The organism is Streptomyces sp. NPDC002730 (assembly GCF_042888805.1).
Lineage (GTDB): Bacteria > Actinomycetota > Actinomycetes > Streptomycetales > Streptomycetaceae > Streptomyces.
In genome coordinates this window covers 23,280-49,203 of sequence record NZ_JBIAQG010000002.1, presented here as the reverse complement: position 1 = coordinate 49,203, position 25,924 = coordinate 23,280, and the positions used below count along the sequence as shown (strand labels likewise).

Sequence of the window (25,924 nt, the reverse complement as noted above, 5' to 3'; positions counted from 1 at the left end):
CGTACCGACGTCGTTGCTGTTCAGCGTAGGTGCGGGCGGCCACGCTGAGTGACGTGAACCAAGAAATCACCCAAACTGCGGCGCCCGTCCGCCACTTCACCGTGCTGCTCTCGTCCACGCGACGCGGGGCTCGACTTGCCCGCCGCCTGACGGTCCAGCAACTGATCGACTGGGGGCAGCCGTTCGAGGCTGCCGAGCAGATCGTCGCCGAGCTCGCCGCGAACGCCGTGCTGCACGGACGCGTGCAGGGGCGCGGGTTCCGGCTCACGCTTGCCCTCGCCGACGCGGGGACGGTACGTATCGAGGTCGCAGACACTCGCGCGGACAGGCTGCCCCACACCCCCGAACACCCTGAAGCGGACATGGAGTCGGGGCGCGGCCTCCTGATGGTTGAGGCGTACGCCGACCGTTGGGGCGCCAACGATGGGTCCGCTCCCTGCAAGACGGTCCGGGCGGAACTCGATCTTGCGCCATGACCAATCCCGGCCGGGTCGCGGAACCGGGCGCCCCGGCCGCGCCCGATGCCAAAAGAAGTAAAGAACCAGGGAAAGAACCAACCAAACCCAACCCCGCCCCGCCTGGTCACTCACACGAGTGATCCGCGCCAACTCGGCTGGCGATCAAGGGATTCGGTGGGGCAGGGTCGGCCGCGACACACAACACCACACATGAGACGGCCCCCGCCGGGACTGCAATCCCGAACGAGGGCCTGACCACCGAGGAAGAGGAAGCTTCCCGATGGCTGAGCAGCACTTTAGCGCGCGCCTGCGCGCTCGGTCCGCCCGTTCCCGACCCGGAGTTGGCCACGTGGACGAACGCCACCCCGAACAGTTCACTGTTGTCGGAAACCACCTTGCGCAGCACCCCGAGCTGTCGCTGACCGCGATCGGTCTTGCGACCCACATCCAGTCGCTGCCGGACGGTGCCCTGGTCGGCATCAAGGCCCTGGCTGCGAAGTTCCCCGAGGGGGAGACCCGGATCGCCGCCGCTCTGCGGGAGCTGGAGGCGCATGGTTATCTGGCACGGATCAAGGAACGTATGCCGTCCGGGCAGATCGTGACCCGCACGATCTCGTACAACAAGCCGCAGGCCCGCCCCGCCGCCCCGGCAACCGCCTCCGCACCCCGCCGCGAACCGGCGCCGGAGCCCGAGGAGCCCGAACCAGCGGCACCTGCACCGTCCGCCGCCGGGCCGGCACCCGAGCCACCCGCCCCCGCCGCCGCCCTCGCGAGGCCGGCGAGGCCCGCCCCAGCTCCGCTTCCCGAGCCGCAGACGCCCGACCTCGAACGCCACCGCACCGCCGCCGAGCTGCTGGCCGGCCTGCGTGCCCACGACCCCCGGCTCCTGCTCTCGGCGCGGGACGTCCGCCGCCTCGCCCCTGCCGTGTCCGCCTGGCTGGAACGCGGCATCGAGCCCGGCGCCGTACGCCGTACCCTCACCGCGGCGCTGCCCGCCGACCCGATCCACCACCCGGCGGCTCTCCTCGCCCACCGCCTGACGGCCATGCTGCCCCCGCCGCTCCCGGCCGTTGCGGTCACACCCCGCCCCGACCCGCTTCAGAACTGCGACCGCTGCGATCGCGCCTTCCGCGCTCCGGAACCGGGATGCTGCCCCGGCTGTGCCGCGCGCGGAGACATGGCCGCCTGAGTCAGCGTTCCGCGAGTGGCGCCGGGGCCTCCTGGACCACCCAGCCGTTGCCGTCCGGGTCCTTGAAGAACATGAACGAGTTCCATGTCTCGCCCGGGCCGTCCTCCCAGCCCCCTCGGCCCACGTGCTGGATCGCGCTGACGGGCACGGACCGGTCGGTCAATGCCGTGTGGGCCGCGGCGATGTCCGTCACGCACAGTTGGAGGCCCTGGAGTGAGCCCGGGGTCATGGCCTGCTGACCGGGGTGGTCGGGCATGCCGCTGGTCAGTGCGATCGAACAGCGGGAGCCGGGCGGGGTCAGCTGGATGATGCGGATGCCGGGGGCCACCTCCTGGTCGAGGTCGACCTTGAAGCCGCAGCCGTCCTCGTAGAACGTCTTCGACCGGTCGAGATCGGAGGACGGGACCATGATCACTTCGAGCGTCATTTCCATCGGTGGTGTTCCCCTCGCTGAGACCGATTGAGCTGAGACCGATTGAGCTGAGACCGATTGAGCTGAGACCGATTGAGTTGCCGATTGAGTTGAGATCGATTGGGTTGAGATCGAGTCGAGTTCACTGGGCGAACTGCCAGCGGGTCTGGCCGAACGGGTCGCCCTTGCTGAAGCCGAACGCCGTGCGCGGCGCGACCCGGAAGACCAGCGCCGGGCCGCCGCCGCCCACGAACGCGCCGTCGCGGACCTCGAACGTCCAGTCCTTGCCGTACTTCTCGACATACACCCCGGCCAGCGCGCGCAGTCGCGTCTCGTCTGTCACCCGCACCGCCTCGCCCTCGACCACCAAGTCGTAGCCCTCGCTCAGGGCGTTGGCGCCGGTGGTGAGGACGACCTCCTGATTGTGGCGGAGGTTCTTCGCTTTGCGTTCGTCCGCGCCGGTGCAGAAATGCAGCCCGCCGTCGTGCCATACGGCGATCAGCGGGGTGACGTGCGGACGGCCGTCGGGCCGTACGGTCGACAGCCAGAAGATCTCGGCGGCGCTCAGGCGTTCAACCGCCCGGGACCAGTCGGCGGTGGTGGCCTTCGCGTCGCTGTACCGGGCGTCCAGCTCGGCCTGGGGCTCGTCCTCGGGGTCGTTTCCGGGGCTGTTCGCGGGGTCGTTCACTGGGTCGTTCTCGGGCATGGCGCGGTCCTCTCGCATTCGGGGTAGTCACCGAATGTGTAGACCGCGCCCCGCGCCCGTACTCATCGGTCAGCCGACCGGGGTCCAGGAAGCCAGCGAACCGCGGGCATCTGCCTGCGCCCAGTACAGGCGGCCGTCCAGGCCCACCGCCGCCAGACCCGCGCCCTTCGCCCCGCTCGGTACGCCCGACGGCGCGCCCGCGAACAGCGAACCGGCCGCCCGCCACTGGGCCCGCCCGGTCTGCGCCGACCTCCCTGCCGCGCCCGTTCTGCCGGTCCCCGCGACGGCCGGTGCGAGCAGCGCCGTGCCGGGTACCCCGGTCCGGGAGCGGACCGCGAGCAGGGTGTCGTCCGGGCCCGAGACGCTGACCGGACCGAAGCCCGCCAGGCCGCCCAGCTCCGTGACCGGTGAGACGCCGGTGCCGGAGAAGCGGACCGTGCGGACATCGCCCGAGCCGGGCTTGCGGAACCAGAGCCGTACGCCGTCGCCGTCACGGCCCGCGCTCAGCGCGAGCGTCGTCGGCGGCAGTCCGGTCGCGGTCGGGCCGGTCAGCGGCGCGCCGGGCGCCGGCTGGATGAAGGAGACGACCGAGCGGGCGGTGCTGACGAAGACGTACTGGCGGCCCTTCGCGTCGGTCGCGGCCACCGGGTCGCCATGCAGATTCCGGCCGCCCCGCGCCTGCCACGGCGTCCAGGAGCCGTCCGGCCGCTGGGCGGTGGAGCTGAGCGAGTGGCTTCCGTTGCGCAGATGGACGGTCATCAGGCCGGCGCTGTTCACGGTCACCGCCGGGGCACTGATGTCGGAGGTCTTGGAGGCGTCGTCGCGCTCGGGGGTGCCGAGCGAGGCCCATGGCCCGAACGCGCCGTCCGGTGTGCGCTGCACGGTCGTGACGACGTCCCTGCGGTAGTCCTCCGGGCCGTCGCCCAGCGTCGTACGGGTGCCGAACACGGCGATCCGCCCGTCGGGCAGCTTCGCCGAGGTCACTCCGCTGTCGATGCCCTCGCCCGCCAGCAGCTTCGGACCGGTCCACGCGCCCTTGGCTCCGGCAGGCCCGGCGGACCCGGCAGGTCCGGCCGCCTTGTGCCAGACCGCCAGCCGCGTGTCGAGCACCGAGAACGCCCACAGCCCGCCGTCCCTGCCCGGCTGCACCCAGGACGTGGACTCGCCGCGGGTGTAGCGGACGGACTGCGCCCAGCCGTGTCCGGCGGGGCGGGCGGCCACCTTGCGGTCGCCGCAGCCGGCCTTGTCGCCGCAGTGGTCCTCGCCGTCCAGCCAGGCGTACGTCTTCAGCGTGCGCAACTTGGCCGCGGCGGTGGCCGGGTCGAGGGTGCGCGGCAGTCCGCTGGTGAAGTAGCCCAGGTAGTTCTGGACGCTGAAGGCGGGGCGGCCCGGTGAGTCGGCGTACCGCGCGAGCGCCGCCTGCACGAACCGCGCGGCGTACATGTGGTCCTGGTGATCGGTGAGCTTGCCCGACGCGGCGTTGCGGCCCGGCGTCGGGTCCTGCATCCGGACGTGGGTCGGGCGGAACCGCTCGAGGAGACCGGCGACCGTGTCGACGACCTCCTCCTTGGTGTACGCGAAGCGCTTGGTGACCGGGCCGCCGGAGGCGAGCTGCGAGCCGAGCGTGTCCACCCGGCCGTCCCACAGGCCGTGCAGGCTCTTCGGCCGGTCGCCCGCTATCGAGCCGGCCTCGTGCAGCTGCACCCACACCAGGTTGACCTCGGGCCGCGTCTTGAGGGTGTCGAGCTCGGCCGTGCCGCCCCCGGCGGTGGGGATCGTGGTGCGCTGCCAGGGGCTGGTGCGGTTGCCGGTGGCCATCTCCGCGTAGGCCGCGCGAATGCCGTTCTGCCGGGCCTCCGCGTAGCGGCCCTTGTCGGAGGCGGGCAGCTTGGCGAGCGCGTCCGCGGACAACGGGCCGCCGCCCGGAGCGCTCTTGGATGCGTTCACGCCGTCCGCTTCGCCCGCCGTGAGGTACACCGACGTCAGAGCGCGGCCGGCGCCGACCGACTGGCTGGTGTCCGGGTTCATGAAGAACAGGTCGTCGTCCGGGTGGGCGACGATCTGCATCACGGAAGCGCCCGCGGGACGGGCCGCCGGGATCACGTTCTCCTGGGCGTCGGAGGTGGCCTCCTCGGCGCCGGAGAGGCAGGCGACGGCGACGAGCGGAGCCAGGATCAAGGTCGCCGTCAGGCCACGACGGGACAGCAGGGCGGAGCGGCGGGGCCCGGACGACAGCATGCGGTTGTGCCTTCGGTTTTCAAGGGGTCAAAGGGTCCTGACCAGCAGTGATCGAGAGCGATCAGTGCTGGTCGGCCAAGAAGACGGAAATATCGAGCATGCGGTTCATTCGCCCCGAAGGCCGAACAACATGTCTCATGTCACGTCATCCGCACCGCGGCTCACACTTCATCCGCGCCGGGGCTCACCGGGGTCCGCCGCGCGCCCCTGCGGCTACGCTCGAATCCGGACCTTGATCGGCCGGTACGGGACCGCAGAGCCCGGCCGGAACAGGGCAGGCAGGACCGGGCAGCAGGACAGGGCAAGCAGGACCGGGCAGCAGGACAGGGCAAGCAGGACCGGGCAGCAGGACAGGGCAAGCAGGACAGGAGACCGCGGAATGACGGTGCCGGGGCGCAGGAGCAGTAACTTCACTCGACTGCTGCGGCACGGCTTCACCGATCCCTCAGCCGCCGAACGTCTCCTCGACCTCCCCGACATGTCCTCCGCCCGGACGGACCCGGTGCTGCTCGACGCGCTCGGGGCCACCGCCGACCCCGACCTCGCGCTCCGCGGCCTCGTACGGCTGGTGGAGGCGCAGGACCCGGCCGAGCGCCAGAGCCTTCTCGACACCCTCATCACCGCGAAACCGCTGCGCGACCGGTTGCTCGGAGTGCTCGGCGCCTCCGAGGCGCTCGGCGACCATCTGGCCCGCCACCCGCGCGACTGGCAGGCCCTCGTCACGTACGAGGCGACCGATCTGCACCCGGGCGTCGCCGACTTCGAACGCGGCCTCGCCGACGCCATCGACCCGGTCACCCTGCGGATCGCCTACCGGCGGTGCCTGCTGTCCATCGCGGCCCGCGATGTGTGCGGTACGACCGATGTCGCCCAGGCCGCCGCCGAACTGGCCGACCTGGCGACGGCCACGCTGCGGGCGGCCCTCGCCATGGCCCGCAGCGCCGCGCCCGCGGACGCCGCGCAGTGCCGGCTCGCCGTCATCGCCATGGGCAAGTGCGGCGGCCATGAACTGAACTATGTCTCCGACGTGGACGTCATCTTCGTCGGCGAACCGGTGGAGGGCGCCGACGAGAGCAAGGCCATCCAGGCCGCGACCCGGCTGGCCTCCCATCTGATGCGGATCTGCTCCGAGACGACGGTCGAGGGCACCATCTGGCCGGTCGACGCCAATCTGCGGCCCGAAGGGCGCAACGGCCCGCTGGTCCGTACGCTCTCCAGCCATTTCGCGTACTACCAGCGCTGGGCCAAGACCTGGGAGTTCCAGGCGCTGCTCAAGGCCCGTCCGGTCGCCGGTGACCTCGCGCTCGGCGAGGACTACATCGAAGGCGTCTCACCACTGGTGTGGCAGGCCGCGGAACGCGAGAACTTCGTCGGCGACGTGCAGAAGATGCGCCGCCGCGTCGTCGACAACATTCCGGTCGCCGAGGTGGAACGCGAGCTCAAGCTGGGCCCCGGAGGTCTGCGGGACGTCGAGTTCGCCGTACAGCTGCTGCAGCTGGTGCATGGGCGCAGCGACGCGACACTGCACAGCGGCACCACGCTGGAGGCCCTGCGGGCGCTGGCGCACGGCGGATACGTGGGCCGGGCCGACGCCGCGCAGCTGGACCAGGCGTACCGCTTCCTGCGCGCCATGGAGCACCGCATTCAGCTCTACCGGCTGCGGCGTACGCATCTGGTGCCGGAGGACGAGGCCGATCTGCGCCGCCTGGGGCGTTCGCTCGGCCTGCGTACGGACCCGGTCGCCGAACTCAACAAGGAGTGGAAGCGGCATGCGTCGGTGGTGCGACGGCTGCACGAGAAGCTGTTCTACCGGCCGCTGCTCGACGCCGTCGCCCAGCTCACACCCGGCGAGACGCGGCTCAGCCCGGAGGCGGCGCGGCAGCGGCTCGAGGCGCTGGGTTACGCCGATCCCGGCGCCGCACTGCGCCATCTGGAGGCCCTGTCGTCGGGCGTGACCCGCAAGGCCGCGATCCAGCGGACCCTGCTGCCGGTGCTGCTCGGCTGGTTCGCCGACTCGGCCGACCCGGACGCCGGTCTGCTCGGCTTCCGCAAGGTGTCCGACGCGCTCGGCAAGACCCCCTGGTATCTGCGGCTGCTGCGGGACGAGGGCGCGGCCGCCGAGAATCTGGCGCGGGTGCTGTCCGCCGGGCGGCTCGCCCCGGACCTGCTGCTGCGGGCCCCGGAGGCGGTGGCCCTGCTGGGCGACCCGGAGGGCCTCGCGCCGCGCGGCAGGGAGGCGCTCGAGCAGGAGGTCCTGGCGGCCGTCGGGCGCGCGGACACGGCGGAGGCAGCGGTCGCCGCGGCCCGTGGTGTACGCCGCCGGGAGCTGTTCCGTACCGCCGCGGCGGATCTGATCGGCTCGTACGGGACCGAGGACAGCCCGGCCGAGGCCGACCCCGGCGAGCTCGTGGACCGGGTCGGGAACGCGGTCACCGACCTGAACGCCGCGACGATCTCGGGCGCGCTGAGGGCTGCTGTGCGCGCGCAGTGGGGCGACACGCTGCCGACGCGGTTCGCGGTCATCGGCATGGGCCGCTTCGGCGGCCACGAGCAGAGCTACGGCTCCGACGCGGATGTGCTCTTTGTCCACGAGCCGCGTGAGGGCGAGGACGAGCAGGAGGCGACGCGGGCCGCGAACAGGGTCGTCACGGAGATGCGCAGGCTGCTTGAGCTGCCCACCGCGGACCCGCCGTTGCTGATCGACGCGGATCTGCGTCCCGAGGGCAAGAGCGGCCCCGTGGTCCGCACGCTCGCCTCCTACGAGGCCTACTACCGGCGCTGGTCGCTGGTGTGGGAGAGCCAGGCGCTGCTACGGGCGGAGCCGATGGCGGGCGACGTGGATTTGGGCCGGCGCTTCATCGATCTGGTCGATCCGCTGCGCTATCCGGTGGAGGGCCTCGGCGACGACGCCGTACTCGAGATCCGCCGGCTGAAGGCCCGGATGGAGTCCGAACGACTTCCGCGCGGCGCGGATCCCACGCTCCACACCAAGCTGGGCCGCGGCGGGCTGAGCGATGTGGAGTGGACGGTCCAGCTGTTCCAGATGCGCCACGGCTGGGCGGAACCGGGCCTGCGCACGACCCGCACCCGCGAGGCGCTGGCGGCCACGCACGCGGCGGGCCTCATTTCCACGGAGGACGCGCAGATCCTGGACGAGGCGTGGGTGCTGGCGACGCGGGTGCGCAACGGCGTGATGCTGGTACGCGGCCGGGCGGGCGACACGTTTCCGTCGGGCGGCCGCGAACTGGCGGCGGTGGGGCGGTACTTGGGGTATGGCCCGGGGCATGTGGGCGACATGCTGGACGACTACCGCCGGATTACGCGCAGGGCGCGGGCCGTGGTGGAGGTGCTGTTCTACGGGGCGTAGGGGGCGCGGGGTGGAGTTCCCGGGGCCCCTGTCGGGGCTCCGCCCCGAACCCCGCTCCTCAATCGCCGGTAGTGCTTGTTTTCAGCCCGGGGCTGAAGCGGGGGAGCGGCCGGCCCAGGGTGTCGTTCTTCTCCACCAGCTGCGGCAGCTGATGCGGCAGCGTCCGGTACCAGGCGTACGAGACCGCGAAGCCGAACGCCAGACAGATCATGCCGCCCACCGCGTCCAGCCAGAAGTGGTTCGCCGTGGCCACGATGACGACCAGCGTCGCCGTCGGGTAGAGGATGCCGAGGATCTTCACCCAGGGCGCGGCGGCCAGAGCGCAAATGATCAGGCCGCACCAGAGCGACCAGCCGATGTGCATCGACGGCATCGCCGCGTACTGGTTCGACATGTTCTTGAGGTTGCCCGAGGCCATCGAACCCCAGGTGTGGTGGACCAGGACCGTATCGATGAAGTCGTGGCCGTCCATCAACCGGGGCGGTGCGAGCGGGTACAGGTAATAACCGACCAGAGCCACACCTGTTGTGGCGAAGAGGGCAGAACGGGCAGCCGCATAACGGCCCGGATGCCAGCGGTAGAGCCACACCAGCACACCGATCGTCACAATGAAGTGCAAGGTGGCGTAGTAGTAGTTCATCGAAACGATCAGCCATGTCACCGAATTCACGGCGTGGTTGATCGTCTGCTCCACGGCGATGCCGAGCGAGTGCTCGGCATTCCAGATCCAGTCGGCGTTGCGCAGTGCCTGCGTCTTCTGCTCCGGCACAGCGTTGCGGACCAGCGAGTATGTCCAGTAACTGACCGCGATCAGCAGGACTTCGAACCAGATCCGCGGGCGGCGGGGCGACCGTAGCGTGTGCAGCCCGGTACGCGGTGGCGCTTCGGAGGCCTCGTCCACCATGGGTGACGGGGCAGCCGTCCGGCTTTCCATAGTCTTCACGGTCGTTTCACCCATGGGACGAGAGTCTGCCAGATGCCGTCCCCCGACCGATCATCCCCTGGTTGAGTTCCCGACGCATCCGCTACGCCTTGAGGACGACTCAGGTACGTCCGGCGGCTCCGGGCCCGGAAGCTGTTGAACCGCGAACCACCAGCTCAGGCATGAAAACGAACTCGCTGTGCGGGGCAGGGGTGCCGCCGATCTCCTCCAGGAGCGTTCGGACGGCCGCCTGACCCATGGCCTGCACCGGCTGCCGGATGGTGGTCAGCGGCGGGTCCGTGAACGCTATGAGCGGAGAGTCGTCGAAGCCCACCACGGATACATCCCGCGGCACCTTCAGGCCCTGCCCACGGGCGGCCCGGATCGCTCCGAGCGCCATCATGTCGCTCGCGCAGACCACGGCGGTGCACCCGAGCCCGATCAGGGCGCTTGCCGCGGCCTGACCGCCTTCCAGCGTGTAGAGGGAGTGCTGTATGAGCTCTTCGGACTCCTCCGGGGCGAGGCCGAGTTGATTCTCCATCGCCTGCTGGAAGCCCTCGATCTTCCGCAGCACGGGAACGAAGCGCTTCGGGCCGACCGCCAGGCCGATCCGGGTGTGGCCGAGTGAGACGAGATGGGTCACCGCGAGGTGCATCGCGGCCCGGTCGTCGGGCGAGACGAAGGGGGCCTTCACCTTGGACGAGAAGCCGCCCAGCAGGACATAGGGGACACCCTGCCCGCGCAGCTGGTCGTAGCGCTGCATGTCGGCCGTGGTGTCCGCATGCAGGCCCGAGACGAAGATGATCCCGGAGACGCCACGGTCCACCAGCATTTCGGTGAGCTCGTCCTCGGTGGAGCCGCCCGGGGTCTGGGTGGCCAGGACCGGGGTGTAGCCCTGCCGGGTCAGTGCCTGGCCGATGACCTGCGCGAGTGCCGGGAAGATCGGGTTGTCCAGCTCCGGCGTTATGAGGCCGACCAGGCCGGCGCTGCGCTGTCGCAGGCGCACCGGGCGCTCATATCCGAGCACATCGAGCGCGGCGAGTACGGATTCGCGGGTTGCCGCGGCCACACCGGGCTTGCCGTTGAGCACGCGGCTGACTGTGGCTTCGCTGACCCCCGCCTGGGCTGCGATGTCGGCAAGCCGTGCGGTCACAGGATTGGACTGTACCGGTCGCACGTCAGATTGCCCACCACGCACAGCAATCAGCCGGAATACGGGCTGTGTCACCCGGCGGCTCCATGGTCCCGGAGGAGAGCAGCAGCCGTCCCGGCAGGGGCAGTTCGATCACCGATCCGGTGGTGTTGAGGGTGCAGACCAGGCCAGGGCGGGACAGGGCGAGCAGCCCTTCGGGGCCCGGCAGCCACCGCATCGGGCCGCCCGGCAGCTCGCGGCGGAGCGCCAGCGCCGAGCGGTAGAGCTCGAGCGTCGAGTACGGGTCGCCGGTCTGGGCCGCCACGGACAGCTCCCGCCAGCTGTCCGGCTGGGGCAGCCAGCTGGATCCGGGGCCGAAGCCGTACGGCGGTTCCTCGCCGGACCAGGGGATCGGCACCCGGCAGCCGTCGCGGAAGCCGTCCTGCCCCGCCGCGCGGAAGAAGGCGGGGTCCTGGCGCACCTCGCTCGGCAGATCGAGGACCTCGGGCAGGCCGAGCTCCTCGCCCTGGTAGATGTACGTCGAACCGGGCAGCGCGAGCATGAGCAGCGCGGCCGCGCGGGCCCGGCGCAGCCCCTGCTGCCCGCCGCCGTAGCGGGTGGTGTGACGGACCACGTCGTGGTTGGACAGCACCCAGCTGGTGGTCGCCCCCACCAAGGCGGTGGCGGTCAGTGACTCATTGATCACGCTGCGCATCGCCTCGGGATCCCAAGGGCACCGCAGGAACTGGAAGTTGAAGGCCTGGTGCAGTTCGTCGGGGCGTACGTACAGCGCGAGGCGGTCCGGGCTGGGGGCCCAGGCCTCGGCGACGCCGATCCGGTCGCCGGGGTAGGAGTCGAGGAGCCTGCGCCAGGAGCGGTGGATCTCGTGCACCCCGTCCTGGTCGAAGAAGGGCAGTTTCTGGGCGCCGATCAGCCTGGCCTGTTCCTTGTGGCCGATGTCCGGCAGGCCGGCCGCCTTGACCATGCCGTGCGCGACATCGATACGGAAGCCGTCGACGCCGAGGTCCAGCCAGAAGCGCAGCACCGACTCGAACTCCTCGTGCACCTCCTCGTTCTCCCAGTTGAGGTCGGGCTGCTCGGGTGCGAAGAGGTGGAGGAACCACGCACCGTCCGGAGTGCGGGTCCAGGCGGGGCCGCCGAAGACCGACTCCCAGTCGTTCGGCGGCAGCTCACCGGCGGTGCCCCTGCCGGGCCGGAAGTAGTAGCGCTCGCGGGCCGTACCCCCGTCGTGGTCCGCGAGCGCGGCCCGGAACCACGGGTGCTGGTCCGACGTGTGGTTCGGGACGATGTCCACGATCACCTTCAGGCCCAGCCCGTGGGCGGTGCGGACGAGATCGTCGGCGTCGGCGAGATCCCCGAAGAGCGGGTCCACGGCCCGGTAGTCGGCGACGTCGTAGCCGCCGTCGGCCTGCGGCGAGGCGTAGAAGGGTGTGAGCCATACGGCGTCGATGCCCAGCTCGGCGAGATGAGGCAGACGCCGGGTGGCCCCGCGCAGATCCCCGACGCCGTCACCGTCACTGTCGGCGAAGGAGCGCACGTACACCTGGTAGATGACGGCATCGCGCCACCAGCCGCCGCCCTCGGTGGAAGAGCTTGCAGGAAGCGGCCCCTCGGCTGCCGCGGGTCCGGGCAGGGTGACGGCGGAAGCGACTTCGTGGGTCATAGGAGGTCCCTCTCGTACGGTCCGGGGGCGGGGGAGACGTACAACTAACGAGGTCAACGTGGGTGTGGGCGCGTGGTGACGGTGCTCGGAGGACCAAAATAACAGCCCTGCAAGAGCTTGCGAGGGGTGTTGCAGGAGTCTGTAGCAGGTGCGCGGGGCGGCGGAAATGGCCGCCGTCAAGCGATGTAATGGCAACTCTCAGGACACGCGGATGTAACGATCCCCCACTCTTGCAGAAAATTGCCGCAAGGTCTTTCCGCTCTCTTTCATCCTTGTTACGTTCCTGCCGAACCCGGCGCCGCGAGGGAGCGGTCGGCAGGGGGCTTGGCCTCCGCCATCTCGGGCATCTCTGAAGGAGTTCACATGCGGCGTGGCATAGCGGCCACCGCGCTGGTAGCGGCACTGGCACTGGCAGCGACGGCGTGCGGCGGGGACGACGGCGGTGACAAGGCCGGCGGCCCGGTCACCCTCACCTGGTGGGACACGTCGAACGCGACCAACGAGGCGCCGACGTACAAGGCGATGATCGCCGAGTTCGAAAAGGCGAACAAGGACATCAAGGTCAAGTACGTCAACGTCCCGTTCGACCAGGCGCAGAACAAGTTCCAGACCGCGGCCGGCAGCAAGGGTGCCCCCGACATCATCCGCGCCGAGGTCGGCTGGACCGCCTCCTGGGCCAAGTCGCAGTTCCTGGCCCCGCTCGACGGCACGGACGCGCTCAAGAACACCGGGGACATCACTCCCTCGCTCCTCAAGCAGGCGCAGTACCAGGGCAAGACCTATGGTGCCCCCTTCGTCACCGACTCCCTCGGCCTGATGTGGAACAAGGAAATCCTGAAGAAGGCCGGCTACGACAAGGCGCCGGCCACCTGGGACGAGGTGAAGACCGTCGCCAAGGCGGTCAAGGCGAAGGCCGGCGTCGACGGCTTCACCCTCCGCGCCGACGCCTACTTCGAGCTGCCGTTCCTCTTCGGCGAAGGCACCGACATGGTCGACGCCGCCGGCAAGAAGATCACGGTCAACTCGCCCGAGGCCGTCAAGGCCGTGGACACGAGCAAGGCCCTGCTCGCCGCGCCGGGCGTCTCCAAGCTCGATGTGACCGCCGACTCCTACGCCCACATGATGGACGCGTTCAACACCGGCAAGGTCGCGATGATCGTCCAGGGCCCGTGGGAGCTGACGAACATCTACAAGGGCGCGGCCTTCAAGGACAAGGCCAACCTGGGCATCTCCAACGTCCCGGCCACCGCCTCCGGCAAGGCCGGCGCCCCGACCGGCGGCCACAACCTCTCCGTGTACGCCGGCTCCGACAAGGCGCACCAGGCCGCGGCCCAGAAGTTCGTCGGCTTCATGACCTCGGGTGAGACCCAGGCCAAGATCGCGCTGAAGAACGGCACGCTGCCGACCCGCACCTCCGCCTACACCGCCGAGGTCAAGGCCACCCCGGGCATCACCGAGTTCCAGGCGATCCTCGCCGGCTCCGCCCGGCCGCGTCCCGAACTGCCCGAGTACAGCTCGCTCTTCGCCGACCTCGGCACCAACCTCACCGCGATCCTTCAGGGCAAGGTGAGCACCCAGAAGGGCCTCGACACCACCGCCGAGTCCTACAAGAAGCTGCTCAAGGACTTCTCCTAAGGCGACCACCGGCCGTCCGGACCGCTCCCGAACAGGGACGGGCCGGACGGCCGCCCGTGGTGGTACGCCCGGCCCACCGGCCGCACCACCAGGCCGCACACCCTGCTGAGAATCTGTCGTAAAGGTGTCGAAGATGACCGTCGCCGTCGAGGGCGGAAGCCGAAAGACCCAGCGTGGCGCCGGGCCGCGTCGCGGGCCGATGAGCCGTATCAGGCAGTCGTACAACCGGAATTGGTACGCCTGGGCGATGGTCGCCCCGGTGGTCGCGGTCATCGGCGTGCTGGTGCTCTACCCCCTGGTGCGCGGCATCTATCTGTCGCTGACCGATGCCAACAGCAACAACGTCGGCCGGACGATCGGCGTCAACAAGATCCCCGACAGCTTCTCGTGGGTGGGTCTCGACAACTACACGGAGATCCTCTCCGGGGGCGACCACCAGTTCTGGCCCCACTTCATATGGACCATCGTCTGGACCGTTGTCTGTGTGGCCCTGCACTACGGGATCGGCATGGGCCTCGCCCTGCTGCTCAACCGTAAGATCCGCGGCCGCACCTTCTACCGGATGGTCCTGATCCTGCCGTGGGCGGTGCCGACCTTTGTCACCGTCTTCGCCTGGCGGCTGATCCTCGCCGACGACGGCGGTGTCTTCAACATGGCTCTGGAATGGGCCCACTTGCCCACCCCGGCATGGCTCAGCGATCCCTTCTGGCAGAAGACCGCCGCCATCATGGTCAACACCTGGGTCGGCGTCCCCTTCATGATGGTCTCTCTTCTCGGCGGTCTGCAGTCGATCCCGCCCGAGCTCTACGAAGCCGCCGAGGTGGACGGTGCCACGCCCTGGCAGCGCTTCCGGTATGTGACGCTGCCCGGCCTGCGCTCGGTCAGCAGCACGGTCGTCCTGCTCGGCGTCATCTGGACCTTCAACCAGTTCGTCGTCATCTTCCTGTTGTTCGGCAACAACTCGGGCACGGACGCCCAGATCCTCGTCACCTGGGCGTACCGCCTCGGCTTCGGACAGGACCCGCGCGACTACGCCGGTTCCGCCGCGTACGGCGTCATCATCCTGTCGATGCTCATCGTTTTCGCCTCCTTCTACCGGCGATGGCTGGCCCGCAACGAGAAGGCCGTCTGACGGTCCGCCCAGGGCCACCGGGCAGTAAGCACCAGCCATGACGAAAGAGAGGGCCAACCCCATGAGCACCACAGCAGATGTCCGGGTCGCGGGAGCGGCCGAGGCGGCCACCGCCGGCCAGCCCCGCAAGCGCGCCTCGGGCAAGAGGCAGTTGAAGCGCGGAGAGCGCCCCCGTTCCGTATCCCTGCTGATCCACGGCGCGCTGATCATCGCGAGCTTTGTCGCGGCCTTCCCGATCGGCTGGATCGCCTGGATCTCGCTCGGCCCGGACAAGACCGACTTCCTCCACCCCGGCGACATCGCCGACAAGATCAGCTTCGAGAACTACACGACGGTCCTGAACGACACGTCGTTCCTCCAGTGGTTCGTCAACTCGCTGATCGTCGCGCTCGGTACCTGCCTGCTCGGCGTGTTCATCGCCGCAAGCTCCGGCTACGCGGTCTCCCGGATGCGTTTCCCGGGACACCGTCAGCTGATGTGGACCTTCCTGATCACCCAGATGTTCCCGGTCGCCATCCTGATGGTGCCGCTCTACAACATCCTGGCCAACCTGGGTCTGCTGGACACCTACTGGGCCCTGATCCTGGTCTACTGCACCACGGCGATCCCGTACTGCGCGTGGCTGCTCAAGGGGTACTTCGACACCATCCCCGCGGAGATCGACGAAGCGGGCCGGATCGACGGACTCACTCCGTTCGGCACCTTCTACCGGCTGATCCTGCCGCTCGCCCGGCCGGGTATCGCGGTGGCCGCGTTCTACACCTTCCTCACCGCCTGGGCCGAGGTCGCCTATGCGTCGGTGTTCATGCTCAGCGACGACAAGTACACCCTCGCCATCGGCCTGACCACCTTCATCAGCGAGCACGACACCCAGTGGGACCTGATGGCCGCGACCTCCGTGCTCATCGCCATCCCCGCGTCGCTGTTCTTCTACCTCGTCCAGCGCCACCTGGTCACCGGCCTCACCGCCGGCGCCGCCAAATCCTGACCCCCACGAACCGGGGCACCCGGCTCCCTGACCGGCCGGGTGCGCCCTGCTGCCCGACGTTTCGCCCGAATCGCTGTACCGAGCCTCAGAGGGATCGAGAATGACCCAGTACCTGGCTGACGCCCATCACGCCGACCTGCCCGCGGCTTCCGCGGACTGGTGGAGAGACGCCGTCATCTACCAGGTGTACCCCCGCAGCTTCGCCGACGGGAACGGCGACGGCATGGGCGACCTTCCGGGCATCCGCAGCAGACTGCCGTACCTCAAGGAACTCGGCGTCGACGCCGTGTGGCTCAGCCCCTTCTACGCCTCCCCGCAGGCCGACGCCGGCTACGACGTCGCCGACTACCGCGCCATCGACCCGATGTTCGGCACGCTGCTGGACGCCGACGCGCTGATCCGGGACGCCCACGAACTCGGGCTGCGCATCATCGTCGACCTGGTGCCCAATCACTCGTCCGACGCCCACGAATGGTTCAAGCGCGCACTGAAGGAGGGCCCGGGATCCGCGCTGCGCGACCGCTACCACTTCCGTGCCGGCAAGGGGGAGAACGGCGAACTGCCGCCCAATGACTGGGAGTCCATCTTCGGCGGCTCCGCCTGGACGCGCACCGAGAACCCCGACGGCACCCCCGGCGACTGGTATCTGCACCTCTTCGCCCCCGAGCAGCCCGACTTCAACTGGGAACACCCGGCCGTCGCGGACGAGTTCCGCTCGATCCTGCGCTTCTGGCTCGACATGGGTGTCGACGGCTTCCGGATCGACGTCGCCCACGGCCTGGTCAAGGCGCCGGGCCTGCCCGACATCGGCGGCAGCGACCAGCTGAAACTGCTGGGCAACGATGTCATGCCCTTCTTCGACCAGGACGGCGTCCACGAGATCTACCGCGCCTGGCGCAAGATCCTCGACGAGTACCCCGGCGACCGCATCGCCGTGGCCGAGGCGTGGACACCCACCGTCGAGCGCACCGCCAACTACGTGCGCCCCGACGAGCTGCACCAGGCCTTCAACTTCCAGTACCTGGGCACCCATTGGGTCGCGGACGAGCTGCGCCGGGTGATCGACGAGTCGCTGGACGCCATGCGGCCCGTCGGCGCCCCGGCCACCTGGGTGCTCTCCAACCATGATGTGACCCGCCACGCCACCCGCTTCGCGGGCCCGCCGGCGGGCACCCAGATCCGTGAGGCCGGCGACCGGGAGCTGGGACTGCGACGGGCCCGCGCCGCCACCCTGCTGATGCTGGCGCTGCCCGGATCCGCCTATCTCTACCAGGGCGAGGAGCTCGGTCTTCCCGACGTCACCGACCTGCCCGACGAGGTCCGGCAGGACCCGGCCTTCGGACGCACGGAGGGCCAGGACGGCTTCCGCGACGGCTGCCGGGTGCCGATCCCGTGGACCGCAGAGGGCTCGTCGTACGGCTTCGGCGCGGGCGGCAGCTGGCTGCCCCAGCCGGACAGCTGGGCCGGGCTGAGCGTCGAGGCGCAGACCGGTGACCCGGACTCGACCCTGGAGTTGTACCGCAGCGCCCTCGCGGCGCGCCGCGCGCACCCCGCGCTGGGCGCGGGCGACTCGGTCGAGTGGCTGGAGGCGCCCGAGGGCGTGCTCGCCTTCCGCCGGGAAGGCGGCTTTGTCTGCACCGTCAATACGACGGGCACGGCCGTACGGATACCGGCACCCGGCCGCGTACTGCTGGCCGGCAGCGCTGTTCGGACGGCCGAGGGCGAGGCCGAGCTGCCCGCGGACACCGCTGTGTGGTGGACGGTGTGACGATTCCCCCGTCGCGGGGCGGCGCCGTCCAGACCGGCACCGCCCCGCGGCTCGCGGACATCGCGGCTCAGGCTTCGGTCAGCGAGGCGACCGCGAGCCGCGTGATGAACGGCAAACCGGGCGTGGCGAGCGGCACCCGTCAGCGGGTGCTCGCGGCGCTCGACGTGCTCGGATACGAGAGGCCCGTACGGCTGCGGCAGCGCAGTGCGGGTCTCATCGGACTGCTGACCCCCGAGCTCATCAACCCGATCTTCCCCGCGTTCGCCCAGGCCATCGAGCAGGTCCTGGCCGGACACGGCTACACCCCGGTGCTCTGCACCCAGCTGCCGGGCGGCGCGACCGAGGACGAGCTGGTCGAACAGCTCCAGGAGAGCGGCGTCAACGGCATCGTGTTCCTGTCCGGACAGCACTCCGACGCCTCGGCCGATCACACGCGGTACGCCGAACTCGTCGCCCGGGGAGTTCCGTTCGTCCTCATCAACGGGTACAGCGAGCACATCAGCGCGCCCTGCGTCTCCTGCGACGACCGGTCGGCGATGCGTATGGCTGTGCACCATCTGGCCGAACTGGGGCACGAGAGGATCGGTCTGGCGATCGGTCCCGGCCGCTATGTGCCGGCCCACCGCAAGACCGAGGGCTTTCTGGACGGCCTCGCCTCCATCCTGGGCTACACCGGCGCCGCGGCCGAACAGCTGGTCCAGCGCTCCTTGTTCAGTGTCGAGGGTGGCCATGCGGCGGCCGGTGCGCTGTTGGACAAGGAGTGCACCGCCATTGTCTGCGGCAGCGACATGATGGCGCTCGGCGTAGTCCGGGCGGCCCGGGAGCGCGGCCTCGATGTGCCGTACGACCTCTCGGTGGTCGGGTTCGACGACTCGCAGCTGGTGGCGTTCACGGATCCGCCGCTGACGACGATCCGCCAGCCGGTGAAGGCGATGGCGGCCGCGGCGGTCGGCGCGCTGCTGGAGGAGCTGCAGGGAAGTCCGGTACAGAGCACGGAGTATGTGTTCCAGCCGGAACTCGTGGTCCGGGGCACCACCGCGCAGGCGCGCCGGTAGACGCGTAACCGGACCGGCCGGCCGAGCGCGTGGGGACCGGACGTGCCGGCCCCCCGGCCGGCCGGCCCGGAGCCATGGCTGAAAGTAGCACCCCTGCAAAACTTGCGAAAGGTCTTGCAGTTGGGAAACAGCAAGATTTCCGCAGTGTGACGAGAGCGTGTCCGAAGGGTTGACCCCGGACCGGGGAGGCTCGTACGGTCACGACCGCAATAACTTTCTGCTGCCTTGCAGCAAGAACCCTCAAAGGCCTTACGGGCACGGCGCGTTGCCGGACAAGGCTGCACCGTCACCCGCACCTCCCCCCATGCAGGAGGAAAAATGGCCGGCAGACCTCTGGCCGCGGCGCTCGCCCTTGTGGCGGGCGCCGCGGTGAGTGTGGTTGCACCGACGGGCGCCGCACAGGCGACCCCGCCGGGGGACAAGGACGTCACGGCCGTCCTTTTCGAGTGGAAGTTCGCGTCGGTCGCGAAGGCGTGCACCGACACCCTGGGCCCGGCCGGCTATGGCCATGTCCAGGTCTCTCCGCCCCAGGAGCACATTCAGGGCGGGCAGTGGTGGACCTCGTACCAGCCCGTCAGCTACAAGATCGCCGGCCGGCTCGGCGACCGCGCCGCGTTCCAGAGCATGGTGAGCACCTGCCACGCGGCGGGTGTGAAGGTCGTCGTCGACAGCGTGATCAACCACATGGCGTCGGCGTCCGGCACCGGTACCGGCGGCTCCTCGTACGAGAAGTACAACTACCCGGGCACCTACTCCGGCGCAGACATGGACGACTGCCGCTCGAACATCATCAACTACGGTGACCGCGCCAACGTCCAGAACTGTGAGCTTGTCGGGCTCGCCGACCTGGACACCGGTGAGGATTACGTACGCGGCCGAATCGCCACGTATCTGAACGACCTGCTCTCGCTGGGCGTCGACGGCTTCCGTATCGACGCCGCGAAGCACATGCCGGCCGCGGACCTCGCCAACATCAAGTCCAGGCTCAGCAATCCCGGCGTGTACTGGAAGCAGGAAGCGATCTACGGGGCGGGCGAGGCGGTCTCGCCCAGCGAGTACCTGGGGAACGGCGACGTCCAGGAGTTCCGGTACGCCCGTGACCTCAAGCGGGTCTTCAACAACGAGAACCTCGCCTATCTGAAGAACTACGGCGAGGGGTGGGGGTACATGGAGTCCGGCAAGTCCGGGGTCTTCGTCGACAACCACGACACCGAACGCGGCGGCGACACCCTCAACTACAAGGACGGCGCCAACTACACGCTCGCGAATGTCTTCATGCTGGCGTGGCCGTACGGATCGCCGGACGTACACTCCGGCTACGAGTGGTCGGACAAGGACGCTGGACCGCCCAACGGCGGGACGGTGAACGCCTGTTGGCAGGACGGCTGGAAGTGCCAGCACGCCTGGCCAGAGATCAAGTCGATGGTCGCGTTCCGCAATACGGCGCGCGGTCAGGGCGTCGTCAACTGGTGGGACAACGGCGGGGACCAGATCGCGTTCGGGCGGGGTTCGAAGGCGTACGTCGCCATCAACCACGAGTCGTCGTCGCTCACCCGCACGTTCCAGACGTCGCTGCCGGCGGGTGGTTACTGCGATGTGCAGTCGGGCCGTTCGGTGACGGTCAGCACCTCGGGCCAGTTCACGGCAACGCTGCCCCCGAACACGGCGGTGGCGCTCCACGCGGGAGCCCGCGCCTGCGGCTAGCCCTTGCCGGGGCGGGGCTCCTGTTGGGGCTCCGCCCCAAGCCCCGCGCCTCAATCGCCGGCGGGGCTTGATTTGGCACCGTCCGACCTGGGGCTCCGCCCCAGACCCCGCGCCTCAATCGCCGGCGGGGCTGAATTTCCGCCGGTCCGGCGGAAATTTCAGCCGGTCCGGCGATTGAGGACACGCCCGAAGGGCGTCCCCACCCAAGGAGAACCAACCGGTGACCACCACCCCCCGCGTCCGCGCGGCCGGCACCGCCATAGGCACCGCCGCCGCCCTCCTCGCGGCGCTCATATCCGCCGGGCCGGCCGCCGGCGCGCCCAGACCCCCCGCCCCGCCCTCCGACCGCGCGCTCGCCGCCACGCCCGCGCGGCATGACCTGACGCGGGAGCAGTTCTACTTCGCCCTGCCCGACCGGTTCGCCAACGGCGATACGGCCAACGACCGCGGCGGACTCGACGGCGACCGCCTCGAAACCGGATACGACCCCACCGACAAGGGCTTCTACCAGGGCGGCGACCTCAAGGGCCTGACGAGCAAGCTCGACTACATCAAGGGCCTCGGCACCACCGCCATCTGGATGGCGCCCATCTTCAAGAACCGGCCCGTCCAGGGCACCGGCAAGGACGCGTCCGCCGGGTATCACGGGTACTGGATCACCGACTTCACCCAGGTCGACCCGCACTTCGGCACCAACGCCGACCTCGAGAAGCTGATCGACAAGGCCCACGCCAAGGGCATGAAGGTCTTCTTCGACGTCATCACCAACCACACCGCCGACACCGTCGACTACGCCGAGAAGAAGTACGGCTACCGCCCCAAGGGCGCTTATCCGTACCTGGACAGGAGCGGCCGCCCGTTCGACGACCGGGCCGGGATCGGGAAGGTCGACGCCGGCTCGTTCCCGTACACGCCCAAGGTCAGCGGGAAGAAGGTGCCCGCCTGGCTCAACGACCCGACGATGTACCACAACCGCGGTGACTCGACCTTCGCGGGCGAGAGCTCCGAGTACGGCGACTTCTCCGGCCTCGACGACCTGTGGACCGAGCGTCCCGAGGTCGTCAGGGGCATGGAGGAGATCTACGAGAAGTGGGTCCGCGACTTCGACATCGACGGCTTCCGTATCGACACCGTCAAGCACGTCGACATGGACTTCTGGACCCAGTGGGCCACCGCGCTCGACGCATACGCCGCCAAGCGCGGCCGGGACGACTTCTTCATGTTCGGCGAGATCTTCGCCGGGGACACGGCGATCACCTCGCCGTACGTCACGCGCGGCCGGCTCGACGCCACGCTCGACTTCCCCTTCCAGAGCGCGGCCCGCGCCTACGCCTCGCAGGGCGCGTCCGCCGACCAGCTCGCCGGCGTGTTCGGGAACGACTACCGCTACACCAGCGACAAGGCCAACGCCTATGAGCAGGTGACCTTCCTCGGCAATCACGACATGGGCCGCATCGGCACCTTCCTCAAGCAGGACAACCCGAAGGCCGACGACGCCGAACTGCTGAAGCGGGCGCGGCTCGCCAACGAGCTGATGTTCCTCTCCCGCGGCAATCCGGTGATCTACTACGGCGACGAGCAGGGCTTCACCGGCGCGGGCGGCGACAAGGACGCCCGCCAGAGCCTCTTCGCCTCCAGGACCGCGGACTATCTGGACGACGACCAGCTGGGGACGGACCGTACGCACGCGTCCGACGCGTACGACACCTCGCATCCCGTCTACCGGTCGATCGCCGCGCTCGCGAAGCTCACCAAGGAGCACCCGGCGCTGCGCGACGGCGTCCAGACGGAGCGGTACGCAAAGGACTCGGTGTACGCCTTCTCCCGCACCGACGCCAAGGCGCGCACCGGGCCCATCGAGTATCTCGTCGCCGTCAACAACGCGGACAGCGCGAAGACCGTGACCATCCCAGCGGACGCCACGGACTTCCGTGCGCTGTACGGCGGTTCGGGCGCGGTGCACGCCGTCGACGGGAAGATCACCGTCACCGTGCCTGCGCTGTCCTCCGTCGTGCTCCGGGCCGCGAAGCCGCTCGCCGCGCCCGCCGCCAAGCCCACGCTCACCCTCAAGGCCCCGGCCGCCGGAGCCACCGGCACCGTCGAGATCGCTGCCGACGTGAACGGCGGAGGTCTCAACCGCGTCGTCTTCGCCGCCCAGGCGGGCAACGGCAAGTGGCGCACCCTCGGCTCGGCCGACCACGCCCCGTACAAGGTCACTCAGTACGTCGATGTGGCGGCCGGAACCCCCCTGCGCTACAAGGCAGTTGTGGTGGACAGCGCGGGACGTACAGCAAGTGACCGGGCGGAGACGACCGCCGGCCAGGCACCGCCGCCCGAGAAGCCGGTGGCCGTCGAGCGCGACTACGCGGTCGTCCACTACCAGCGGCCCGACGGCGACTACGACGGCTGGCAGCTCAGGACCGGCACTCAGCAGGCCGCCTTCACCGGCCGTGACGCGTACGGCGCCTTCGCCTGGGTCAAGCTCGCCGAGGGCGCCACGAACGTCCCGTACACCGTCGAGAAGAACGGCACCGCGGACGGCCCGCAACGCACCGTCGACCTGGCCCGCACCGGCCAGGTGTGGATCGCCCAGGGCAAGGAAGGCCAGTCGGACACCGCGCCCGACGGCGCCTACCCGCCGCAGGACAGGACGAAGGCCGTTCTCCACTACAACCGCGCCGACGGCGACTACGACGGCTGGGGTCTGCACACCTGGACCGGCGCAGCATCGCCCACCGACTGGTCCAAGCCGCTCCAGCCGGTGAAGAAGGACGCGTACGGAGTGACCTTCGAGGTGCCGCTCGCCGCCGGCGCGACCTCGCTCAGCTACATCCTCCACAAGGGCGACCAGAAGGACCTGCCGACCGACCAGTCCCTGGACCTCGCGACGTACACGAACGAGGTCTGGCTGCTGGCCGGGCAGCCGAAGTATCTGCTGCCGCAGACCGGCGGCGCGCCCTTGCTCGACCTCGCCAAGGCCGAGGCCCAGTGGATCGACCGGAACACCGTGGTGTGGAAGGTGAAGGCGACCGACGCCACCAGCCAGCAGCTGGTGTACGCGGCGGACGGCGGCATCACCGTCAAGGACGGCGCACTGTCCGACGAAGGCCGGTGGCTGCGTCTCACCTCCGCCACTCTGAGCGACGCGCAGAAGGCGAAGTACCCGCACCTCAAGGACTATCCGGCGTTCACCGTCGACACCCGCGACCGGGACCGGGTCCGGCAGTCGCTGCGCGGCCAGCTCATCGCCACCCAGCGCGCGGCCAACGGCGCGCTGCTCGCCGCCACCGGCGTCCAGACGGCCGGGATCCTCGACGACCTGTACGCGGGCAAGGCCACCAAGGCAGCCCTGGGACCGGTCTTCGACCGCGGCCGCCCCACCCTCTCCCTCTGGGCTCCCACCGCGCACTCCGTCTCGCTCGAACTCGACGGCAGAACGGTCGCCATGCGACGGGACGACGCGAGCGGCGTCTGGTCCGTCACCGGCCCCAAGGGCTGGTCAGGAAAGCAGTACAGATACGCGGTGAAGGTCTGGGCGCCCAGCGTCCAGAAGCTCGTCACCAACAAGGTCACCGACCCGTACTCCACCGCCCTGACCACCGACTCGGCACGGAGCCTGGTCATCGACCTCGCCGACCCGAAGCTCGCCCCGGCGGGCTGGACAGGTCTCAGGAAGCCGGCCGCGACACCGCTGCGCGACGCGCAGATCCAGGAGCTCCACATCCGCGACTTCTCGGTCGCGGACCGCACATCGAAGCACCCGGGGCAGTATCTGGCCTTCACCGACCGTGGCTCGCAGGGCATGAAGCATCTGCGCGCGCTCGCCGCCTCCGGTACCTCCTACGTCCACCTCCTGCCGGCCTTCGACATCGGCACCATCCCGGAGAAGAAGTCCGACCAGTCCGTGCCCGACTGCGATCTGTTGGTGTACGCGCCGGACTCCGACAAGCAGCAGGCCTGCATCGCGAAGGCCGCCGCGAAGGACGCGTACAACTGGGGCTACGACCCGCTGCACTACACCGTCCCGGAGGGCTCGTACGCCTCCGATCCGGAAGGCACCCGGCGTACGGTCGAGTTCCGGCAGATGGTGCAGTCCCTGAACTCCAGCGGCCTGCGCACCGTCATGGACGTCGTCTACAACCACACCGTGGCGAGCGGACAGGCCGACAAGTCCGTGCTCGACAGGATCGTGCCGGGCTACTACCAGCGGCTGCTCGCCGACGGCACCGTCGCCACCTCCACCTGCTGCGCGAACACCGCGCCCGAGAACGCCATGATGGGCAAGCTCGTCGTCGACTCGGTCGTCACCTGGGCGAAGGAGTACAAGGTCGACGGTTTCCGCTTCGACCTGATGGGCCACCATCCGAAGGCCAATATCCTCGCGGTGCGCAAGGCGCTCGACGAGCTGACGCCCGCGCGCGACGGCGTGGACGGAAAGAAGATCATCCTCTACGGCGAGGGCTGGAACTTCGGGGAGATCGCGGACGATGCCCGCTTCGTCCAGGCCACCCAGAAGAACATGGCGGGCACGGGGGTGGCGACCTTCTCCGACCGGGCCCGTGACGCGGTGCGCGGCGGCGGGCCCTTCGACGAGGACCCGGGCGTGCAGGGCTTCGCCTCCGGCCTCTACACCGACCCCAACTCCTCGGCGGCGAACGGCACTCCGGCCGAGCAGAAGGCCCGGCTGCTGCACTACCAGGACCTGATCAAGGTGGGTCTGACGGGCAATCTCGCCGCGTACTCCTTCACCGACAGCTCCGGCCGCAGCGTCAAGGGCTCCGAGGTCGACTACAACGGCGCACCGGCCGGATACGCCGCCGCCCCCGGCGACGCCCTCGCCTACGCGGACGCCCACGACAACGAGTCGCTGTACGACGCTCTCGCCTTCAAGCTTCCGCCCACCACCTCACCGGCGGACCGGGCCCGTATGCAGGTGCTGGCGATGGCGACCGCGGCCCTCTCCCAGGGACCGGCGCTCTCGCAGGCCGGGACGGACCTGCTCCGTTCCAAGTCGCTGGACCGCAATTCGTACGACAGCGGTGACTGGTTCAACGCGATCCACTGGGACTGCCGGGACGGCAACGGCTTCGGCCGCGGGCTGCCGCCGGAGGCCGACAACAAGACCAAGTGGCCGTACGCCAAGCCGCTGTTGACGTCGATCACGGTCGGCTGCCCACAGATCACCGGCGCCTCGGCCGCCTACCGGGACCTGCTCACCATCCGTACCACCGAGAAGGCCTTCAGCCTGGGCACGGTGGGTGAGGTGCAGTCCGCGGTCTCCTTCCCGCTCTCCGGCAAGGACGAGACCCCGGGCGTGATCACGATGCGCGTCGGCGATCTGGTCGTGGTCTTCAACGCCACACCGGAGCGGCAGACGCAGCGGGTCACGGCGCTGGCCGGGAAGGCGTACGCGCTCCACCCGGTGCAGGCCGCGGGCGCGGACCCTATCACCAAGTCGGCTTCGTACGAAGGGAGTTCAGGGAGCTTCACCGTACCGGCGCGTAGCGTCGCCGTTTTCGCCCGCAGTTGACCGA

At 69.7% G+C, this 25,924-nt stretch carries 15 protein-coding genes and 1 pseudogene; 10 read left to right on the top strand and 6 right to left on the bottom strand.

Annotated elements, in window-relative coordinates; genetic code table 11:
* Positions 1 to 53: 53 nt before the first annotated feature.
* A complete protein-coding gene (locus ACFYXH_RS05115) occupies positions 54 to 476 on the top strand; it encodes an ATP-binding protein (RefSeq protein WP_389560741.1) in 423 nt (140 codons plus the stop codon).
* A gap of 262 nt (positions 477 to 738) precedes the next feature.
* Positions 739 to 1,647 (top strand): helix-turn-helix domain-containing protein, encoded by a 909-nt coding sequence (locus tag ACFYXH_RS05110; RefSeq protein ID WP_389560740.1) that lies wholly within the window; start codon positions 739 to 741, stop codon positions 1,645 to 1,647.
* A gap of 1 nt (position 1,648) precedes the next feature.
* Here the strand turns inward: ACFYXH_RS05110 and ACFYXH_RS05105 are convergent, their stop codons facing one another.
* The 3 genes from ACFYXH_RS05105 to ACFYXH_RS05095 form a co-directional block, all read right to left on the bottom strand.
* On the bottom strand, positions 1,649 to 2,080 hold the full coding sequence (locus ACFYXH_RS05105; RefSeq protein ID WP_389560738.1) for a VOC family protein: 432 nt from the start codon (positions 2,078 to 2,080) through the stop codon (positions 1,649 to 1,651).
* A 121-nt stretch (positions 2,081 to 2,201) separates the two neighbouring features.
* Entirely contained in the window at positions 2,202 to 2,765 is a 564-nt protein-coding gene (locus ACFYXH_RS05100) for a pyridoxamine 5'-phosphate oxidase family protein (protein WP_389560737.1), read from the bottom strand.
* Between the two features lie 69 nt (positions 2,766 to 2,834).
* Complete coding sequence (locus ACFYXH_RS05095; protein WP_389560735.1) at positions 2,835 to 5,003, bottom strand: PIG-L family deacetylase; 2,169 nt, start codon at positions 5,001 to 5,003, stop codon at positions 2,835 to 2,837.
* A gap of 379 nt (positions 5,004 to 5,382) precedes the next feature.
* On the opposite strand from ACFYXH_RS05095, the gene ACFYXH_RS05090 reads away from it, so the two are divergent.
* Entirely contained in the window at positions 5,383 to 8,370 is a 2,988-nt protein-coding gene (locus tag ACFYXH_RS05090) for a bifunctional [glutamine synthetase] adenylyltransferase/[glutamine synthetase]-adenylyl-L-tyrosine phosphorylase (protein WP_389560733.1), read from the top strand.
* Positions 8,371 to 8,428: 58 nt separating this feature from the next.
* On the opposite strand, the gene ACFYXH_RS05085 is transcribed toward ACFYXH_RS05090, so the two are convergent.
* From ACFYXH_RS05085 to ACFYXH_RS05075, 3 genes are all read right to left on the bottom strand, one after another.
* A complete protein-coding gene (locus ACFYXH_RS05085; protein ID WP_389560731.1) occupies positions 8,429 to 9,328 on the bottom strand; it encodes a phosphatase PAP2 family protein in 900 nt (299 codons plus the stop codon).
* A gap of 85 nt (positions 9,329 to 9,413) precedes the next feature.
* Positions 9,414 to 10,445 (bottom strand): LacI family DNA-binding transcriptional regulator, encoded by a 1,032-nt coding sequence (locus ACFYXH_RS05080; RefSeq protein ID WP_389560729.1) that lies wholly within the window; start codon positions 10,443 to 10,445, stop codon positions 9,414 to 9,416.
* A gap of 25 nt (positions 10,446 to 10,470) precedes the next feature.
* Positions 10,471 to 12,108: an alpha-amylase family glycosyl hydrolase gene (locus ACFYXH_RS05075; protein WP_389560727.1), complete on the bottom strand. Its 1,638-nt coding sequence runs from the start codon at positions 12,106 to 12,108 to the stop codon at positions 10,471 to 10,473.
* Between the two features lie 363 nt (positions 12,109 to 12,471).
* Between ACFYXH_RS05075 and ACFYXH_RS05070 the strand changes: the two genes are divergently transcribed.
* The 7 genes and pseudogenes from ACFYXH_RS05070 (at position 12,472) to pulA (ending at position 25,920) form a co-directional block, all read left to right on the top strand.
* Complete coding sequence (locus ACFYXH_RS05070; protein WP_389560725.1) at positions 12,472 to 13,743, top strand: extracellular solute-binding protein; 1,272 nt, start codon at positions 12,472 to 12,474, stop codon at positions 13,741 to 13,743.
* A gap of 133 nt (positions 13,744 to 13,876) precedes the next feature.
* A complete protein-coding gene (locus ACFYXH_RS05065; protein ID WP_389560723.1) occupies positions 13,877 to 14,875 on the top strand; it encodes a carbohydrate ABC transporter permease in 999 nt (332 codons plus the stop codon).
* 61 nt (positions 14,876 to 14,936) lie between these two features.
* Positions 14,937 to 15,863, top strand: coding sequence for a sugar ABC transporter permease (locus ACFYXH_RS05060; RefSeq protein ID WP_389560721.1), 927 nt, complete (start codon positions 14,937 to 14,939; stop codon positions 15,861 to 15,863).
* Positions 15,864 to 15,963: 100 nt separating this feature from the next.
* Positions 15,964 to 17,631, top strand: coding sequence for a glycoside hydrolase family 13 protein (locus ACFYXH_RS05055; protein ID WP_389560719.1), 1,668 nt, complete (start codon positions 15,964 to 15,966; stop codon positions 17,629 to 17,631).
* Positions 17,616 to 18,686 carry a LacI family DNA-binding transcriptional regulator gene (locus ACFYXH_RS05050; protein ID WP_389560717.1) on the top strand — a complete coding sequence of 357 codons (1,071 nt, stop codon included), beginning with the start codon at positions 17,616 to 17,618 and terminating at the stop codon, positions 18,684 to 18,686. Before ACFYXH_RS05055 ends, ACFYXH_RS05050 begins: the two co-directional genes overlap by 16 nt.
* 318 nt (positions 18,687 to 19,004) lie before the next feature.
* Positions 19,005 to 20,387: pseudogene (locus tag ACFYXH_RS05045) on the top strand (alpha-amylase family protein); the annotation flags it as partial.
* A gap of 223 nt (positions 20,388 to 20,610) precedes the next feature.
* A complete protein-coding gene (gene pulA / locus ACFYXH_RS05040) occupies positions 20,611 to 25,920 on the top strand; it encodes a pullulanase-type alpha-1,6-glucosidase (RefSeq protein WP_389560715.1) in 5,310 nt (1,769 codons plus the stop codon).
* The last annotated feature ends 4 nt before the right edge of the window (positions 25,921 to 25,924 follow it).